Raw genomic sequence first — 17,008 nt, forward strand, 5'->3', positions numbered from 1 at the left:
ATATCAGCTGGTTGTGTGGATGTTTGAATTTCGAGATCGGGTGAGTTTTCGGTAGCGGATTCGGCTTTGTCTGAATGGAGGCACCCCTGTCTCATCCATCGGCGCCGCTGAGTCGCTGGCCGAGTCGCGCCTCTGCAGGACTTTGGGACGGCGGTATCCTCGTCCCACATGAAAAAGCCCCCGGGCCTGAGGGAGCCGGGGGCTTTTTGACAGTAGCGCGTGACGTCAGACGTCGAGCAGTTCCTCGCTGGCGAATTCGGCCTTGTCCGAGATGAAGGCAAAGCGCGCTTCGGCCTTGGTGCCCATCAGCCGTTCCACCGAATCCGCCGTCGTGTCGCGGTCGTCGGCGAGCAGCACCACCTTGAGCAGCGTCCGCTTGCTCGGATCCATGGTGGTTTCCTTGAGCTGCGCCGGCATCATCTCGCCGAGACCTTTGAACCGGTTCACCTCGACCTTGGCGTTGGCGTTGAACGCGCTCTTGAGCAGCGCCTCCTTGTGCGCGTCGTCGCGGGCGTAGACCGACTTGGAGCCGTGGGTCAGCTTGTAGAGCGGCGGCACGGCGAGGAAGAGGTGGCCCTCGTCGATCAGCCGCGGCATCTGCCGGTAGAAGAAGGTGATCAGCAGCGAAGCGATGTGGGCGCCGTCGACGTCGGCGTCGGTCATGATGATGATGCGCTGATAGCGCAGATCCTCTTCGCGGTAATGGGCGAGCTGTCCGCAGCCGATCGCCTGCACGAGGTCGGAGAGCTGCGCATTCGCGGTCAGCTTGTCCTTTCCGGCGGAGGCGACGTTGAGGATCTTGCCGCGCAGCGGCAGCACCGCCTGGGTCTTGCGGTCGCGCGCCTGCTTGGCGCTGCCGCCCGCCGAATCGCCCTCGACGATGAAGAGCTCGGAGCCTTCGGTGCCGGCATCGGTGCAGTCGGCGAGCTTGCCGGGCAGGCGCAGCTTCTTGCCGGCGGTCTTGCGCGCCGTTTCTTTCTCCTGGCGGCGGCGCAAGCGCTCCTCGGCGCGGTCGATCACGAAGTCGAGCAGGCGGTTGGCCATGTTCGGATTGCCCGACAGCCAGTGGTCGAACGGATCCTTCATCGCCTGCTCGACGATGCGCTGTGCTTCGGCGGTGGCGAGGCGATCCTTGGTCTGGCCCTGGAATTCAGGCTCGCGCACGAACACCGAGAGCATCACGGCCGCGCCCACCATCACGTCTTCGGAGGTCACGGAGGCAGCGCGCTTGCCCTGGCCGACGCGCTCGGCGTGATCCTTCAGGCCGCGCAAAAGGGCGCTGCGCAAGCCGGATTCGTGCGTACCACCGTCCGGCGTCGGCACGGTGTTGGTGTAGGAGGACAGGAATCCGTCGGCATCCGCGGTCCAGGCCACGGCCCATTCGCAGGCGCCATGCGCGCCGTTGCGGCCCGACTTGCCCGAGAAGATGTCCGGGTGCACCAGCGTGTCGGCGTGGATCGCTGCGGCGAGATAATCCTTGAGGCCGCCGGGGAAGTGGAACGTTGCCTCCTCCGGCACGTCCTCGACGCCCTTGAGCAGCTCGGGCGCGCAATTCCAGCGGATCTCGACGCCGCCGAACAGATAGGCTTTCGAGCGCGTCATCTTGAACAGGCGCTGCGGCTTGAACGCGGCCTTGGCGCCGAAGATGTCGGTATCGGGCTTGAAGCGCACGCGCGTGCCGCGGCGGTTGTTGACCTTGCCGAGGTCCTCGAGCTTGCCCTTGGGGTGGCCGCGCTCAAAGCTCATGCGATAGAGCTTCTGGCTGCGCGCGACCTCGACTTCAAGGCGCGAGGAGAGGGCATTGACGACGGAGATGCCGACGCCGTGCAGACCGCCCGAGGTCTCGTAGACCTTGCTGTCGAACTTGCCGCCCGAATGCAGCGTGCACATGATGACTTCGAGCGCCGACTTCTTCGGAAATTTCGGGTGCGGATCGATCGGGATGCCGCGGCCGTTGTCGGTGACGGTCAGGAACCCGTCTGCGCTGAGCTCGACTCCGATGAACGTAGCGTGTCCCGCCAGCGCCTCGTCCATCGAGTTGTCGATGACTTCGGCGAACAGGTGATGCAGCGCCTTCTCGTCGGTTCCGCCGATATACATGCCGGGCCGGCGCCGCACCGGTTCGAGGCCTTCGAGCACCTCGATGTCGGCCGCAGTGTAGTCGGCTTCTCCGCCGCTTGCGCGCGGCGCCGCCTTGGCGGCGGTGCGGGGCTTCGGCTCATCGCCGCCGAAAAAGTCGTCTTTTGCTCTTGGCTTCAACTGCTTGGACATAGATCTTGATGTGCTTAGGGGCCGCGCTGGCGGCGAATCGGTTAAGCGGACTATGCCACTTCTGGCTTGGAAAGGTTACCGCGGGCCGACCAGGCGCCGTGGTTGGGAGCTAATGCCGGCGATTTTACGCCAACTTGCCATTAGTTCCCGGCAATTTGACGTCCCGGGCTGGTTTGGATCGGCTTTTGTGACTTGATGTCACACAAGGGCTTGGCTTACCAGTCGTTTTCATCGAGCAGCACCTTGAGGCGGGCGGGAAGGCTATTTTCGGAATGGAGCAGTATGCGCACGCCCTGGCCGACTTCGTGCGCGCTCACCAGGCCTGGGCGGCTCCAATCGTGTTCCTGCTGGCTTTCGGGGAGTCGCTCGCCTTCATCTCGCTCTTGGTCCCGGCCTGGGGCGCGCTGGTGGCGATCGGCGCGCTGATCGGGGTGAGCGGCATCAGCTTCTATCCGGTCTGGATTGCCGGCGGGCTCGGGGCGGCGCTCGGCGACTGGGTCTCCTACTGGTTCGGCTACCGCTACAAGGAGCACGTCGCCCAGATGTGGCCGCTCTCGCGCTATCCGGAGCTGTTGCCGAGGGGCGAGGCCTTCGTGCGGAGCTGGGGGATACCCAGCATCTTCATCGGCCGCTTCTTCGGCCCCTTGCGCGCCTCGGTGCCGCTCGCGGCCGGCATTTTCGAGATGCCCTATTGGAGCTTCCAGGCCGCCAATTTCGTCTCGGCCCTGATCTGGTCGGCCGCACTGCTGTTGTTCGGCGACGTGATCGCCAAGATCATGGAATGGATCTGGCGGTTGATCTGAACGTGTGAACCTTGACGGGAACCGCGACTGGCCTTATAGCCGCCCGCCATGATCAACGCCGCGACCATTCTGTTCGCCCGCCGCCGCCGCAGCTTTGCGGTTTGGGCGGTCGATCGCGTTTGAGATCATCGTCTTTGCCGCTGGACCCGATCCGCGGCATCCTCTCTCCTGTCAGCGCGATCTGATCCGGCGGCTCCCACAAGGAGGCCCAGCAGGAGACCACGATGTACACGCCACCCTTTTTCAAGCAGGACCGCGCCGCGAGTCTGAGATTTGCGGAAGAGCGCGGCTTCGGCACCATGTGCGCCTTCGACGGCAACAAGCCGATCGCCTCGCCAGTGCCGTTCTATCTGACCTATGCCGCAGACGGCACGCCGCAGGCCGCCTTTCATCTTGCCCGTCACAATCCGCTGCTACAGCTTGCCGACGGCGCAGCCTGTTGGCTGCTCGCGGTCAACGGTCCGGATGCCTATGTATCGCCGGACTGGTACGTCTCGCCGGATCAGGTTCCGACCTGGCTCTACCAGTCGGTGCATCTGAGCGGGCCGGTGCGGCTGTTGTCGGACGCGGAGCTCTCGGTGCAGGTCGACACGCTCAGCGACAAGTTCGAGAACTGGCTGCTGCCGAAGAAGCCCTGGACATCGGGCAAGATGACCGCCGGGCGGCTCGAGGCGTTGAAGAAGGGTATCGTGGGGCTGGTCATGACGGTTGAGGAGGTGGAAGGCAGCTTCAAGCTCAACCAGCACAAGTCCGACGCCGATTTCGCCGCGGTCGCGAATGCGCTCGGCGATGGCGATGCCGACGCGAAGCAGATTTCTCAGCTGATGCGGCAGACCCGGCCGCAGCTCTTTGCAGACGATACGAACACGCTCGAAAGGACCGCGCCATGAGCCTCGCTGAAACCACGAAAACCCCGACCACCGGCGGGGCGAAGAAGCCCGCCACCGTCTTCGTTGACGGCGGCTCCGGCACCACCGGGCTCGGCATCAACGAGCGGTTGAAGCTCCAGAGCGACGTTGCGGTGAAGGTCATCGCCGACGACAAGCGCAAGGATCCCGCCGCCAAGAAGGCGCTGATGGAGGAGGTGGATCTCGTCATCCTCTGCCTGCCCGATGATGCCGCCAGGGAGACGGTCGCGCTGGTCGACAGCATGGGCGCGGCGGGACCGAAGGTGCTGGACGCCTCGACCGCCTACCGGGTCGCGCCCGACTGGGCCTATGGCTTTCCGGAGCTGACGGCGGACCAGGCCGGCAAGATCAAGGCGGCGAAAAAGGTCTCCAATCCCGGCTGCTATCCGACCGGCGGCATCGCGCTGCTGCGGCCGATCGTCGATGCCGGCCTGCTGCCTCCTGATTATCCCGTCACCATCAACGCGGTGAGCGGCTATTCCGGCGGCGGCAAGTCGATGATCGCGAGTTTTGAAGACGGCAGCGCGCCGTCCTTCGAGCTCTACGGTCTCGGCTTCGAGCACAAGCATCTGCCGGAGATGCAGCTCTATTCGAACCTGACGCGGCGGCCGATCTTCATTCCCTCGGTCGGCAACTACCGGCAGGGCATGCTGGTCTCGGTGCCGCTCCAGCTCGACACGCTGCCGGGCAAGCCCGGCGGTGCCGATCTTCAGGCCGCGCTGGCCAAGCGCTATGCCGGTTCGAAATACGTCAGGGTGATGCCGCTGCAGAACGAGGCGACCAAGGGCGGCCGGCTGGAGCCGGAGGCGCTCAACGAGACCAACATGCTCGAGCTCTACGTCTTCGCCAGCGACAAATATCACCAGGCGGTCCTGGTCGCGCGCCTGGACAATCTCGGCAAGGGCGCCTCGGGCGCGGCCGTGCAGAACATGCGGCTGATGCTGGGCCTGCCGGAGGAGTAGGGAAGGCCTCTCTCCTCCGTCATTGCGAGCGAAGCGAAGCAATCCAGACCGTCGCCGCGGAAACAGTCTGGATTGCTTCGGCGCAAGGGCTCCTCGCAATGACGTCGAAAGTGCTTCAAACCACCCTGAAGATCGCCAGCGCCAGCACGGCCTGCGCGAGGAAGCCGATGGTGAAGGCGAGGGTGCGGAACACGGGCAGGCCGAGCGCGTACACGATCAGGTGGGCGACGCGGGCCCAGAAATACACCGCGCAGGCGAGCACGGTCCATGACGAGGAATAGTCGATCGCGTTCAGGATCAGCACCAGCGGCGCGAAGATCACGAGGTTCTCGACCGCATTGTCATGTGCGAACATCAGGCGGTTGGCCCATTCGGCCTGAGGCTTGTCGCCACGCGAGGGGTTGGCCATCGCGCCACTGAGCCCGCGCACCTGGCACCGGTTGATGATGTAGGGAATCCAGAGTATCCCGGTCAGGATCACCGTCAGTGTCAGCCAGAACAATTCGCGCGTCATAGTCCGGTCCCCTCTGTCGTCGCGGTGTTGAGAGCTTGTCTATACAAGAGCGCGGCAGAGTCCGCTATGCGCGAACCCTGACATAGCTGCCGGGCGCGTCCTCGATCGGGGGCATCGCCTCGCTGCCGACGCTGCGCGCCGGGACTTCCTCGGGATCGAGGTTGCCCAGCCATTCGCGCCAGTCCGGCCACCACGAGCCCTTGTGCTCGACCGCGCCCTTCATCCAGTCCGCGACCGTGACATCCTTGATGTTGTCGTTGGTCCAGTACTGGTACTTGTTCGAGGCAGGCGGATTGACGACGCCCGCGATGTGGCCCGAGCCGGACAGGACGTATTTCACCGGGCCGCCGAAGAACTGCGAGCCGTACAGCACCGACTCGGCCGGGGCGATATGGTCCTCGCGGGTGGCGAGGTTGTAGACGGGCACCTTGACCTTGGAGAGATCGAGCAGCGTGTTGTCGAGCACCATCGTGCCCGTCGAGAGCCGGTTCTCCAGATAGCAGTTGCGCAGGTAGTAGGAATGGTTCGCCTGCGTCATCCGCGTCGCATCGGAATTCCAGTGCAACAGGTCGAACGCGCTCGGCTGCTGGCCCTTCAGGTAGTTGCTGACGACATAGGACCAGATCAGGTCGTTGGAGCGCAGCATGTTGAAAGCCATCGCCATCTTCGAGCCTTCGAGCACGCCGGCCGCCTTCATGTCCTGCTCGAGCGCGGCGATCTGCTCCTCGTCGACGAACACGAGGAGATCACCCGCATGGGTGAAGTCCACCTGCGCCGCGAAGAACGTCGCGGAAGCAACGCGCTGGCGGCGCTTCTCGGCAAGCCAGGCCAGCGTGGTCGCGAGCATGGTGCCGCCGACGCAATAGCCGGCGGTATGCACCTTCATTTCGCCGGTCACCTTCTCGATCACGTCCATCGCCGTGAGCGGACCTTCCTTCATGTAGTCTTCCCAGCCCTTGTTGCCGAGCCGCTTGTCGGGATTGACCCATGAGATCACGAATACGGTGATGCCCTGGTCGACGCACCACTTGATGTAGGATTTCTCCGGCTTGAGATCGAGGATGTAGAACTTGTTGATCCAGGGCGGCACGATCAGGAGCGGGGTGCGCAGCACCTTCTCCGTGGTCGGCGAATACTGGATCAGCTGCATCATCTCGTTCTGGTAGATCACCTTGCCCGGCGTCGTCGCCATGTTGACGCCGACGACCAGGTTGTCCGGGTTGGACTGGCGGATCTTCAGCATGCCCTTGCCGGCCGCGATGTCCTCGGCCAGCATCTTCAGGCCGCGCGCGAGGTTCTCGCCGCTGCTCGCCATCGTCTCGCGCAGCACTTCCGGATTGGTCAGCACGAAATTAGAGGGCGAGATCGCGTTGATGACCTGCTGGACGTAGAACTCGGCCTTGCGGCGGGTGGGCGCATCGAGGCCATCGGCGTCGCGCACCAGCTCCTGCGCCCATTTCGTCGTGAGCAGGTAGAGCTGCATCACGAAATCGAAAAACTGGTTCGACTTCCATTCCGGATCGGCGAAGCGCTTGTCGCGCGGCGAGGGCGCGATGGCCGGCTCGACGTCCTGGCCGGCCATGCGGCGCGCCGCCGAGCCCCAGAGGTCGAGATAGTCCTTGGCGAGCTTGGTCTGGAGATCGGACGAGCGCGAGGAGTCCGACAGCCAGTATTCGGCGACCGCGGTGAAGGTCTTGACCATCTCGGTGAGCTCGGGCGGCGGGCGGTCCTGCACCTCGCCGCTCTCGCGCGGCTTGAGGTAGGCGGCCAGCGCCTTGCCGCCGCTTTCCATCGCCCGCGCGACATTCATCGCGAAGGCTTCCGCATCGAACTTCGTCTCGGACTTGGTTGTCCCGGAGCCGGGCTTGTCGGTGGTGGCGGTACTCATGGGCAGAACAGTAACGATTCATTCCGTATTCGTCACCGCGAAGCTCGCAGGTTTGGCGTGAAACCCGCGCGAAGATGTGCTGCACTGCGACAAGTTTTCTTGGTTCCGTCATAATCAGGCCGCACCGCTCGGCTTGGTAGCGCCGGGCTGTTTTCTCGCTCGGACCATTTGGGCAGCAATGGTTTGAGCTTGGGCGCGGTGTCGGGTAGCCTTGCCCCGGGGCCGTGCTTTGGCACGAGTAGGGGATTCCCAAGTGTTGGCGTTAAGGGACCTGCAAAAGACGCTGCCGATCCACGGCGCGCTGCTGATGATGGCGCTCGCGCTGGGCGGCTGCTCGAGTCAGCTCGCGGATCTCATACCTGCGGATGCGCAGGCCCATCCAAAGGAGCCCGGCACCTATTTGCCGGTGCACGACCTGCCGCCTGATCGCGATCAGGCGATCATCCCGCCGGACCAGCGCGTCAAGATCGAGGCCGAGCTTGCCGCGGCGCGCGACCGCCAGGCCGCTGCCGCCAAAGACGCCAAATGAGGCAGTGCAAGGTAATCGCTGGCGCCCCCGCCTTGCCGTGCTAAAAGACCTGAGTTCAGCCGAGAGTCAGGGCGAACGACTTCAGCCTCCGCCGTCGAAAATTGCTCTAAGTATCTGATTTTGAGCTATTTAACGGCCGGGCCGAGCGCCTTTGCGATCGGCGCTCGTGGCCAGTCGATTCTGTCCTGACCGGTTGCCCGGAGCCCAGAGAGCCATGGAAGAATTTTACCGCATCCGCCGCCTTCCGCCTTACGTGTTTGAGCAGGTCAACCGGGCCAAGGCGGCCGCGCGGAATGCCGGCGCCGACATCATCGACCTCGGCATGGGCAATCCGGACCTGCCGGCGCCGCCGCATGTGCTGGAGAAGCTCAAGGAGACGCTCGGCAAGCCGCGCACCGACCGCTATTCGGCGTCCCGCGGCATCCCCGGCCTGCGCAGGGCCCAGGCCGCCTATTACGCCCGCCGCTTCGACGTGAAGCTCAATCCCGACACCCAGGTGGTGGCGACGCTCGGCTCCAAGGAGGGCTTTGCCAACGTGGCACAGGCGATCACCGCGCCCGGCGACGTCATCCTCTGCCCGAACCCGAGCTATCCGATTCACGCCTTCGGCTTTTTGATGGCGGGCGGCGTGATCCGCTCGGTGCCCTCGGAGCCGACGCCGCAATTCTTCGAGGCGGCCGAGCGGGCGATCGTGCACTCGATCCCGAAGCCGCTGGCGCTGGTGGTCTGCTATCCCTCCAACCCGACCGCCTATGTCGCGAGCCTCGACTTCTACAAGGACCTCGTCGCCTTCGCGAAGAAGCACGAGATCCTGATCCTGTCCGACCTCGCTTACGCCGAGGTCTATTTCGACGAGAACAACCCGCCGCCCTCGGTGCTGCAGGTGCCGGGCGCGATGGACGTCACGGTCGAGTTCACCTCGATGTCGAAGACCTACTCGATGGCCGGCTGGCGCATGGGCTTTGCGGTCGGCAATGAGCGCGTGATCGCAGCGCTCGCCCGCGTCAAATCCTATCTCGACTACGGCGCCTTCACGCCGGTGCAGGTCGCCGCGACCGCCGCGCTGAACGGCCCGGACGATTGCATCAAGGAGATGCGCGATACCTATCGCAAGCGCCGCGACGCGCTGGTGGAATCATTCGGCCGCGCCGGCTGGGAGATTCCGCCGCCGGAGGCCTCGATGTTTGCCTGGGTGCCGCTGCCGGAAGCCTTCCGCAGCATCGGCAGCATGCAGTTCGCGACCCTGATGGTCGAGAAATGCGGCGTCGCGGTGTCGCCCGGTGTCGGCTTCGGCGAGCATGGTGAAGGATATGTCCGCATCGCCATGGTGGAAAACGAGCAACGGATCAGGCAGGCAGCGCGCGGCGTGCGCCGGTTCCTTGAAAGCGGCCTCGAAACGTTGCACAACGTCGTTCCGCTCGCCAACCGGCGCTAATTCTCTTCGACAGGTTTTCTGAAGCCATCATGGTCGCACCCCTGAAAGTGGGCATAGCGGGGCTCGGCACCGTGGGTGCCGAAGTCGTCCGTTTGATTGAAACGCAAGCGCGCGTGCTCGCGGGGCGTAGCGGCCGCGGTATTCGTGTCGTTGCCGTCACCGCCCGCTCGAAGGCCAAGAAGCGCGGCGTCGACCTGCGCGGCCTAGACTGGGCCAAGGATCCGCTCGCGCTTGCCACTCATCCGGAGGTGGATTGCTTCGTCGAACTGATGGGCGGCGCCGGCGATCCCGCGCTCTCCGCGGTCGAGGCCGCGCTCAATGCCGGCAAGTCCGTCGTCACCGCCAACAAGGCACTGCTCGCCAAGCACGGCATCAAGCTGGCGAGGGCCGCCGAAAAGCACGGCGGCGCGCTGAATTTCGAGGCAGCCGTCGGCGCCGCGATTCCCGTCATCAAAACGTTGCGCGAGGGTCTTGCCGGAACCGGCATCAACCGCGTCTACGGCATCCTCAACGGCACCTGCAATTACATCCTGACCCGGATGGAGCAGGAAGGTCTGTCCTTCGCCGAATGCCTCAAGGATGCACAGCGGCTCGGCTATGCCGAGGCCAACCCGTCCTTCGACGTCGACGGCCACGATACTGCGCAAAAACTCTCGATCCTCGCCAGCCTCGCTTTCGGCACGAAAGTTGCTCAAAGCGCGGTGTATGTCGAAGGTATTTCCTCCATCGCGCCGGAAGACCTGCGCGCCGCCGAGGATCTCGGTTACCGGCTCAAGCTGCTCGGCGTTGCCGTTCGCACCGCCAAGGGTATCGAGCAGCGCGTGCATCCGACCATGGTGCCGAAATCCTCCTCGATCGCGCAGGTGATGGGTGTCACGAACGCGGTCACGATCGATGGCGAGGGCATTCCGCCGATCACGCTGGTCGGCCCCGGCGCCGGAGGTGCTGCGACGGCATCGGCCGTCGTCGCCGACATCGCCGATGTCGCGCGCGGCATCCGCGCCAATCCGTTCGGCCGGCCGATCGCGCAACTGCGCGACACCAACAAGGCCCCGATGGAGCGGCATGAAGGCGGCTACTACATCCGCCTGCTGGCGCGCGATTTCCCGGGCACCGCGGCTGCGATCGCGACCCGGCTCGCAGAACAGAAGATTTCGATTGAATCGATCGTGCAGCGTCATCCCAATGGCGGCGCTGCGTCGGCCGACGGCAAGGCGGTGCCGGTGCCCGTCATTCTGATCACCTATGCAACGCATGAGGACGCGGTGCGCCGTGCGCTCGCCGCCGTGCAGAAGGACAAGGTGATCAGCGGACGGCCGCAGGTGATCCGGATCGAGAAGAACTAGAGCACGACCCGGACCCGGAGGGCCGCGCTAGCGCAAAGCGTGAAGCGGTTTTCCGGAAAGGTCATGCTCAAACAATGACACGGTTCGAACGAACTGTGGGTGTTACGAGTTGATGCGGACGGGGATTTCCGTCCCAAAAGTCTTCGAAGGAGTTAGCCGATGTCGACCCATATTGAAGTCCCCCCGCACGCGTTGCTCGAGCGCATTCTCACGCTGGAGATCGTGCGGGTGACGGAGCGGGCGGCGGTGTCGTCGGCGCGACTGCGCGGGCACGGTAACGAGAAAGCGGCCGACCAGGCCGCGGTCGACGCCATGCGGCGCGAGCTGAACAAGCTGCCGATCCAGGGCACCATCGTGATCGGCGAGGGCGAGCGCGACGAGGCGCCGATGCTCTATATCGGCGAGCAGGTCGGCCTCAAGGCCGGCCCCGAGGTCGACATCGCCGTCGATCCGCTCGAAGGCACCACGCTGTGCGCGAAGAACATGCCGGGCTCGATCGCCACCATGGCGATGGCCGACGGCGGCACGCTGCTGCACGCGCCCGACGTCTACATGGAGAAGCTCGCGATCGGTCCCGGTTACGACAAGGGTGTTGTCGAAATTGATGCCTCGCCTGCCGACAACGTCCGCCGCCTCGCCAAGGCCAAGGGCGTCAAGCCTGAAGGCATCACCGTCCTCGTGCTCGACCGTCCGCGCCATGCCGGCATCATCGAGAGCGTGCGCTCGACTGGCGCGGCCGTGCGCCTCATCACCGACGGCGACGTCGCCGGCGTGATCCACTGCGCCGACCCCGACAACACCGGCGTCGACATGTATCTTGGCACCGGCGGTGCGCCGGAAGGCGTGCTGGCGGCCGTGGCGCTGCGCTGCATCGGCGGCCAGATGCAGTGCCGCCTGATCCTCGATTCCGAGGAGAAGCGCGAGCGCGCTGCGAAGATGGGCGTCAACGATCCCAAGATGATCTACGGCATCGAGGACATGGCGCGCGGCGACTGCCTGTTCGCCGCCACCGGCGTGACCACGGGCTCGCTGCTCTCGGGCGTCAAGTTCCGCAAGGACGGCGTGATCGAGACCGAGACGGTGGTGATGCGCTCCGTCACCGGCACGGTGCGCTACATCAAGGCCGAGCATCGAGAGCTCGCGAAGTTCCATCTGGACTAATCCAGGTAAGACCAACTCCCGTCATTCCGGGCCGAGGGGACTGCGCAAGGCGCGGGGCTCCGAGAGCCCGGAACCCATCGGGCGGCAGAGTCTGGTGTGAAATGGATTCCGGGTTCGCGCTCTGCGCGGCCCCCGGAATCACAACAAGAACTATAGGGAAGCGCACATGTCCGACCTTTCCGCCGTCAAAGCCCTCGTGTTCGACGTGTTCGGCACGGTCGTGGACTGGCGCACAAGCCTGATCACCGACTTCATGTGGTGGGCGAAGGGGCGCGGCATCACCGCCGACTGGACGGCTCTGGTCGACGGCTGGCGCGGCATGTATGTCGCGGCCATGGACGACGTGCGCAAGCATCCCGAGCGCGGCTACGTCATGCTCGACGATCTGCATCGCCGCTCGCTGGAGAAGCTGGTCGAGAAATTCGCGATCAAGGGCCTCACCGAGGCCGATCTCGATCATCTCACCAAGGGCTGGCACCGCCTCAATCCCTGGCCCGACAGCGTCGCTGGCCTGACCCGCCTGAAGACGAAATTCGTGATCTCGCCGCTGTCGAACGGCAACGTCGCGCTGCTCACCAACATGGCGAAGTTTGCCGGCCTGCCGTGGGATCTCATCATGTCCGCCGAGCTGTTCGAGCACTACAAGCCCGATCCCGAGACCTATCTCGGCGCCGCGCGCCTGCTTGGCCTCATGCCGGAACAGGTGATGATGGTCGCCGCCCATAACGGCGATCTCGCGGCCGCCCAGAAGAACGGGCTCAAGACTGCCTTCGTGGCGCGCCCGACGGAGTACGGGCCGTTGCAGAAAGTGGACTTCGAAGCGACCGGCAACTGGGACATCGTCGCGAAGGACTTTGGCGGCATCGCCGACAGGCTGGGGTGCTAAAGGCGGCAAGGGCATGACCGAATGAGCCGACCCGCCGCCATCACTGCCGCCGACGCGATCAGCACCTACATTCTGGCGAAGGATGGCAACCGTCCGCAGTTGATGACGCGCGCTTTCGCTGACGACTGCGAGCTCGAAATGATCGTCAAGACCGACGCCATTTCGTTTCCGAGCTCGGCACATGGGCTTGAGCAGGTGACGCAGGTGCTGGTTACCGGCTTCGGCGGGCAGTACGAGAACGTGCGCACATTTTGCCTGTCGCGTCCCGGCTCGGATCACTTGCCGCATGTTCGCTGCGACTGGTTGGTCGGGATGTCGGCGAGGCAAGGCGGCGCCGTTCGCGTTGGTTGCGGACGTTATGATTGGCATTTCAGCTCCCGCGATGGCCGTGTGACAAAGCTGGTGATCGGGATCGACGTCATGTGTGTGCTTCCCGCGGAGGACACCGGGCCGATCATGCGCTGGCTGGCGGCTTTGCCATATCCATGGTGCTCGGGCGTCCAGGCTGGCAGGACTGCTCCCGATATCGATGCGCTGCGGCCGATTGCACGCTTCCTTGGCGGCCGGAACTGAACCGAGCGACGATCCTCTCAGGACGACGGCGAGCGACGAGCACGCGCCTCCAGCCGGAGGGCGAGCGCTGCCGGCTGACGTGAGTGGGACATACCTCAGACATGCGGTCTACAGCGCTGGTTAATATTGCACCGAGATCAATGTTCTTATTGTACCGAGTTTTTTCTCGGATCATACTCCGGGGCAATGAGCAAATTGCACCGGGCGCCCCGGTGCCAGCGGAGTGACGACATTGCCACTGAGCTATCTCGATCTGTTTCTGGCTTTCCTCGGATTGACCTTTGGATTGCCTTCTGTGCTGCCCGGCCTGTTTTTCCGAAACAAGGAAGGTCGGCCCCCTCGGTCGTAAGCGGAGTGACGGCGCTATCCGGACGCGTCTGGCGAACTTGCAAGCGACGGTCTTGGCGCGACGGTCTTGGACGAGACAGACTTGGAGATGCGCAGATGGCACTGACGGTCAGCACTGTCCTCATCGCCTTTGCGGGCGTGTTCCTGATCTGCTTCATGAAGGGGGCCTTCGGTGGCGGCTTCTCCATCGTCGGCATTCCGCTGCTGTCCTTCGTGATGGATCCGGTGACGGCCGGCGGCCTCCTGGCGCCATTGTTCATAGCGATGGATTTGTTCGCGTTGCGCTACTGGAAGCCTTCGACCTGGTCGAAGCCCGACCTGGTGCTGCTCTTGCCCGGGCTCGTGGTCGGCATCGCGCTTGGCTATCTGTTGTTTCGCGTGCTGGACCATCGCGCCGTCGCGATCGTGATGGCGCTCGTCACCCTGGTCTTCGTCGGTCTGTGGCTCCTGAGCGATCCGAAGGTGATCGTTCATCCGCGCTCGAAGCCGAGGGCGGTCGCCGCCGGTCTTGCCTCCGGTGTCACGACCATGGTCGCGCATTCCGGCGGACCGCCGCTGGCGATGTATCTCTTGCCGCTCGGCCTCAGCAAGGAGGTCTATGCGGGTACGACCAGCCTGTTCTTCACCGTCGGCAATGCGACGAAGGCGGTGCCGTGGCTGCTGCTGGTGCGGCCGACTGGAAACGTCTGGATCGTCATGGCTGCGTGCCTGCTCGCAATTCCTTCGGGCGTCTGGCTCGGCTGGCGGCTGCATGGCAGGCTCGACCAGCAGCAGATCTATCGGGCCTGCTACGGCCTGCTGGTCGTTACCGCGCTGAAGCTGTTGTGGGACGGTGTGTCCGGCTATCTCGCCTGATCTGGGCCTCCCCGAGCATGTCTCGAAGCGCCAGATGGACGTCGCCGCAAATCCCGCCGCGGTCGCGCAGACCGCGGAACAGCGTGCCCTACCTGATCGCAGTCGTCAGCTCGGTATCGGCCGTGTCCACCACGAACACGGCCAGCAATTTCGCAGGCTCGGTGTCGCTGGCGTTGGAGCTGACGGCGTGGCGATCGCCGGGCTTCTCGAAAAAATTCTCGCCCTGCTGATAGACTTTTGCGGGCTCGTCATTGACCTGGCTTCGGATCGCGCCCTCCAGCACCGTGGCGTAGATGAACGCGGAGCGCGCGTGGATGTGGGCCGGTGAGAAGCCTCCGGGACCATATTCGACCAGCACGCCCTTCATGCTCTTGCCCGGGACATTCGGCAGGGCGTGGTCGAACACCACGCTCACCTTGGCCGACTTCGCTGCCCGCTGCGCCTCGGCGGACTGTGCCGTCAGGAAGACGAGGGCGCACGCCGCCGTCGCGATCAACAGTCTGCGCATGGGATGTCCCTCATTGCCGTGGTCGCTGTGACCGATCCTCAGACCGTCGCCAGCCATGCCGCGAGCGGCGTTTTCCCGAGCCTGGCCTCGCCGAGCGGGACCAGCGAGGTATCCTCGATGGGGGAGCCGTAATATCCGGCCTTGGGGTCACCCACGACCTGACGGCTGTCCCCGGCCGCCTTCAAACGGCGGGCAACGAACTCGTTGAAGGGCGCCTTTTCAGGTCCCGCGATATCGATCGTGCCGTTCAGCGGCCGTCCCGTCGCGACCTCCGCGAGGCACGCGACCACGTCGTCGGATGCGATCGGCTGGAACGCCGCCGATGGAACGACGATGCGCCCGTCAGCCACGCCCGACTCCGCGATGGCGCCGAGGAATTCGAAGAATTGCGTGGCGCGCACGATCGAGTAGGGCACTGCCGAGGCCTTGACGATGCTCTCCTGCGCGAGCTTGGCCCGGAAATAAGCGATGTCGGGCGAGCGATCCGTTCCCACGATCGACAGCGCGACGTGATGCTTGACGCCTGCCGCGGCCTCCGTCGCCGCGAGCTTCCTGCTCGACTGCTGGAAGAATTCGAGGACGGCAGCAGGCTCCCAGGACGGCGCGTTGGCGACGTCGACCACGACATCCGCCCCAGTCAGCGCGGCTGCGAGACCTTCTCCGGTGACGGCATTCACGCCCGACTTCGGCGAGGCGGCCACGGCGATGTGGCCCTGCTGCTTCAGCTTCGCCACGAGCTTGGATCCGATCAAACCGGTACCACCGATCACGACGATCTTCATGGCATGTCTCCTCGGCATTTTCGAACGCGGGTGGGCAAGGGGTCTTGCGCTCTCGCTGCGGTGAATGATGCGAGCAGCGTCTTACCCGATCAATGCGGCGGGCTCTTGCCTGGAACGGGCTTGGCTTGCCGAAAAATGCTCAGACATGCCGGGCGACCACGAATCGGTCAGGGATCATTCCCCTCTGCCGCGCGCGAGGCAGACGATGTACCCGGGCCGCACCTGCGCGACCCGGGGGCTTGATGCTACCGCCTACAGCGTCATCTGCATGGGTTCGGGATAGTAGTGGAATCCTTCACCGGCCTTGGCGACATGGCCGTAGCCCGGCCAGGCGAAGTGATAGGACATCACCGGCGTCTTGTTCGCTGCGAGCATGGTGAGCAGCTTTACGCGGGAGTCCGCCGCCTGCTTCGGGTCGGTGTCGTAGGAGAATTCCATCCGCGGCCGTTCCAGCAGCAGCACCGAATGGTGCGAGAGGTCGCCGAGGAAGGCGAACGACTTGCCGGCCGAGGAGACCATGAAGATGGTGTGACCGACGGTGTGACCGGGCGCCGCGATCGCCTGCACGCCGGGCAAAAATTCCTGGCCGTCCTTGAAGAAGACGATGCGGTCGCGGACCGGCAGCAGGTTCTTGCGGGCGTGCACGACGAAATCCTTCGCCGCGCTCCCTATCTTGCCTTCGTCGGTCCAGAAGTCGAAATCGCTTTGCGAGATGTAGATCTGGGCGTTCGGAAACAGCGGCTTGTCGTTGGCATCCACGATGCCGCCGATATGGTCGATATGCGCATGCGAGCAGACCACCGCATCGATGTCCTCGGGCTTGATGCCGGCCTCCATCATGCTTTTCTGCTGCCGCCCGGTGGTGGGGCCGAACATCTTGGACGAGCCCATGCCGGTGTCGAACAGGATCAGCTTGTCGCCGGTGTTCACGATCGGCGAGTTCTGCTCCAGCACGACGTTGTCGGGCGACAGGAAATTGTCCGCCAGCATCTTCTTCACCTCTTCCTTTGGAACGCCGGTGAAGGTGCCGGAGGGATCGCCGAGCGGCAGCGGTCCGTCGGACACGACGGTTACTTCGGCATCGCCGAGAATGAAGCGGTGCCAATAGGGCGTCTGGGTGCCGAGCTTGGGCGCACGTGCCGTCGCACTGCCGCCAAGGAGCGCGTTGGCACCAAGACCGGCACCGAGCGCGAGCAGGGACCGACGTGAGACATCCAGTGTCATTCGTATCCTCCATTT

The 17,008-nt window shown here is 64.4% G+C and carries 16 protein-coding genes; 10 read left to right on the forward strand and 6 right to left on the reverse strand.

Going from position 1 to position 17,008, the window contains the following annotated elements:
- Positions 1-225 precede the first annotated feature (225 nt).
- Positions 226-2,271, reverse strand: coding sequence for a DNA topoisomerase IV subunit B (gene parE, locus ACNJYB_RS18775; protein WP_439375279.1), 2,046 nt, complete (start codon positions 2,269-2,271; stop codon positions 226-228).
- Positions 2,272-2,543: 272 nt separating this feature from the next.
- On the opposite strand from parE, the gene ACNJYB_RS18780 reads away from it, so the two are divergent.
- The 3 genes from ACNJYB_RS18780 to argC all read left to right on the forward strand — a co-directional run bounded on the left by ACNJYB_RS18780 (position 2,544) and on the right by argC (position 4,944).
- Positions 2,544-3,074 carry a DedA family protein gene (locus tag ACNJYB_RS18780; protein ID WP_439375280.1) on the forward strand — a complete coding sequence of 177 codons (531 nt, stop codon included), beginning with the start codon at positions 2,544-2,546 and terminating at the stop codon, positions 3,072-3,074.
- 224 nt (positions 3,075-3,298) lie between these two features.
- Positions 3,299-3,964, forward strand: coding sequence for an FMN-binding negative transcriptional regulator (locus ACNJYB_RS18785; RefSeq protein ID WP_439375281.1), 666 nt, complete (start codon positions 3,299-3,301; stop codon positions 3,962-3,964).
- Entirely contained in the window at positions 3,961-4,944 is a 984-nt protein-coding gene (gene argC, locus ACNJYB_RS18790) for an N-acetyl-gamma-glutamyl-phosphate reductase (protein WP_439375282.1), read from the forward strand. Before ACNJYB_RS18785 ends, argC begins: the two co-directional genes overlap by 4 nt.
- A gap of 115 nt (positions 4,945-5,059) precedes the next feature.
- Here the strand turns inward: argC and ACNJYB_RS18795 are convergent, their stop codons facing one another.
- Both ACNJYB_RS18795 and ACNJYB_RS18800 read right to left on the reverse strand, forming a co-directional pair.
- Positions 5,060-5,458: an MAPEG family protein gene (locus ACNJYB_RS18795; RefSeq protein WP_439375283.1), complete on the reverse strand. Its 399-nt coding sequence runs from the start codon at positions 5,456-5,458 to the stop codon at positions 5,060-5,062.
- A gap of 64 nt (positions 5,459-5,522) precedes the next feature.
- Positions 5,523-7,346, reverse strand: a complete 1,824-nt coding sequence (locus ACNJYB_RS18800; protein ID WP_439375284.1) for a PHA/PHB synthase family protein — start codon at positions 7,344-7,346, stop codon at positions 5,523-5,525.
- A 253-nt stretch (positions 7,347-7,599) separates the two neighbouring features.
- Here ACNJYB_RS18800 and ACNJYB_RS18805 point away from each other — a divergent pair, with 253 nt between their 5' ends.
- The 7 genes from ACNJYB_RS18805 to ACNJYB_RS18835 all read left to right on the forward strand — a co-directional run bounded on the left by ACNJYB_RS18805 (position 7,600) and on the right by ACNJYB_RS18835 (position 14,479).
- Positions 7,600-7,875 carry a hypothetical protein gene (locus ACNJYB_RS18805; RefSeq protein WP_439375285.1) on the forward strand — a complete coding sequence of 92 codons (276 nt, stop codon included), beginning with the start codon at positions 7,600-7,602 and terminating at the stop codon, positions 7,873-7,875.
- Between the two features lie 214 nt (positions 7,876-8,089).
- Positions 8,090-9,310 carry an LL-diaminopimelate aminotransferase gene (locus tag ACNJYB_RS18810; RefSeq protein WP_439375286.1) on the forward strand — a complete coding sequence of 407 codons (1,221 nt, stop codon included), beginning with the start codon at positions 8,090-8,092 and terminating at the stop codon, positions 9,308-9,310.
- 29 nt (positions 9,311-9,339) lie between these two features.
- Positions 9,340-10,656, forward strand: coding sequence for a homoserine dehydrogenase (locus tag ACNJYB_RS18815; protein ID WP_439375287.1), 1,317 nt, complete (start codon positions 9,340-9,342; stop codon positions 10,654-10,656).
- Between the two features lie 159 nt (positions 10,657-10,815).
- Positions 10,816-11,817 (forward strand): class II fructose-bisphosphatase, encoded by a 1,002-nt coding sequence (gene glpX / locus ACNJYB_RS18820; RefSeq protein WP_439375288.1) that lies wholly within the window; start codon positions 10,816-10,818, stop codon positions 11,815-11,817.
- Positions 11,818-11,983: 166 nt separating this feature from the next.
- Positions 11,984-12,703 carry a haloacid dehalogenase type II gene (locus ACNJYB_RS18825; RefSeq protein WP_439375289.1) on the forward strand — a complete coding sequence of 240 codons (720 nt, stop codon included), beginning with the start codon at positions 11,984-11,986 and terminating at the stop codon, positions 12,701-12,703.
- 138 nt (positions 12,704-12,841) lie between these two features.
- Positions 12,842-13,276 (forward strand): hypothetical protein, encoded by a 435-nt coding sequence (locus ACNJYB_RS18830; RefSeq protein WP_439375290.1) that lies wholly within the window; start codon positions 12,842-12,844, stop codon positions 13,274-13,276.
- Between the two features lie 444 nt (positions 13,277-13,720).
- Complete coding sequence (locus ACNJYB_RS18835; RefSeq protein ID WP_439375291.1) at positions 13,721-14,479, forward strand: sulfite exporter TauE/SafE family protein; 759 nt, start codon at positions 13,721-13,723, stop codon at positions 14,477-14,479.
- Between the two features lie 88 nt (positions 14,480-14,567).
- Here ACNJYB_RS18835 and ACNJYB_RS18840 read toward each other — a convergent pair whose 3' ends face one another.
- The 3 genes from ACNJYB_RS18840 to ACNJYB_RS18850 form a co-directional block, all read right to left on the reverse strand.
- Entirely contained in the window at positions 14,568-14,987 is a 420-nt protein-coding gene (locus ACNJYB_RS18840; protein WP_439375292.1) for a cupin domain-containing protein, read from the reverse strand.
- 38 nt (positions 14,988-15,025) lie between these two features.
- A complete protein-coding gene (locus ACNJYB_RS18845) occupies positions 15,026-15,769 on the reverse strand; it encodes an SDR family oxidoreductase (protein ID WP_439375293.1) in 744 nt (247 codons plus the stop codon).
- A gap of 252 nt (positions 15,770-16,021) precedes the next feature.
- Entirely contained in the window at positions 16,022-16,993 is a 972-nt protein-coding gene (locus ACNJYB_RS18850) for an MBL fold metallo-hydrolase (RefSeq protein WP_439375294.1), read from the reverse strand.
- Positions 16,994-17,008 lie beyond the last annotated feature (15 nt).

Origin of the sequence: Bradyrhizobium sp. SMVTL-02 (assembly GCF_051853005.1) — a bacterium.
Classification (GTDB): domain Bacteria; phylum Pseudomonadota; class Alphaproteobacteria; order Rhizobiales; family Xanthobacteraceae; genus Bradyrhizobium.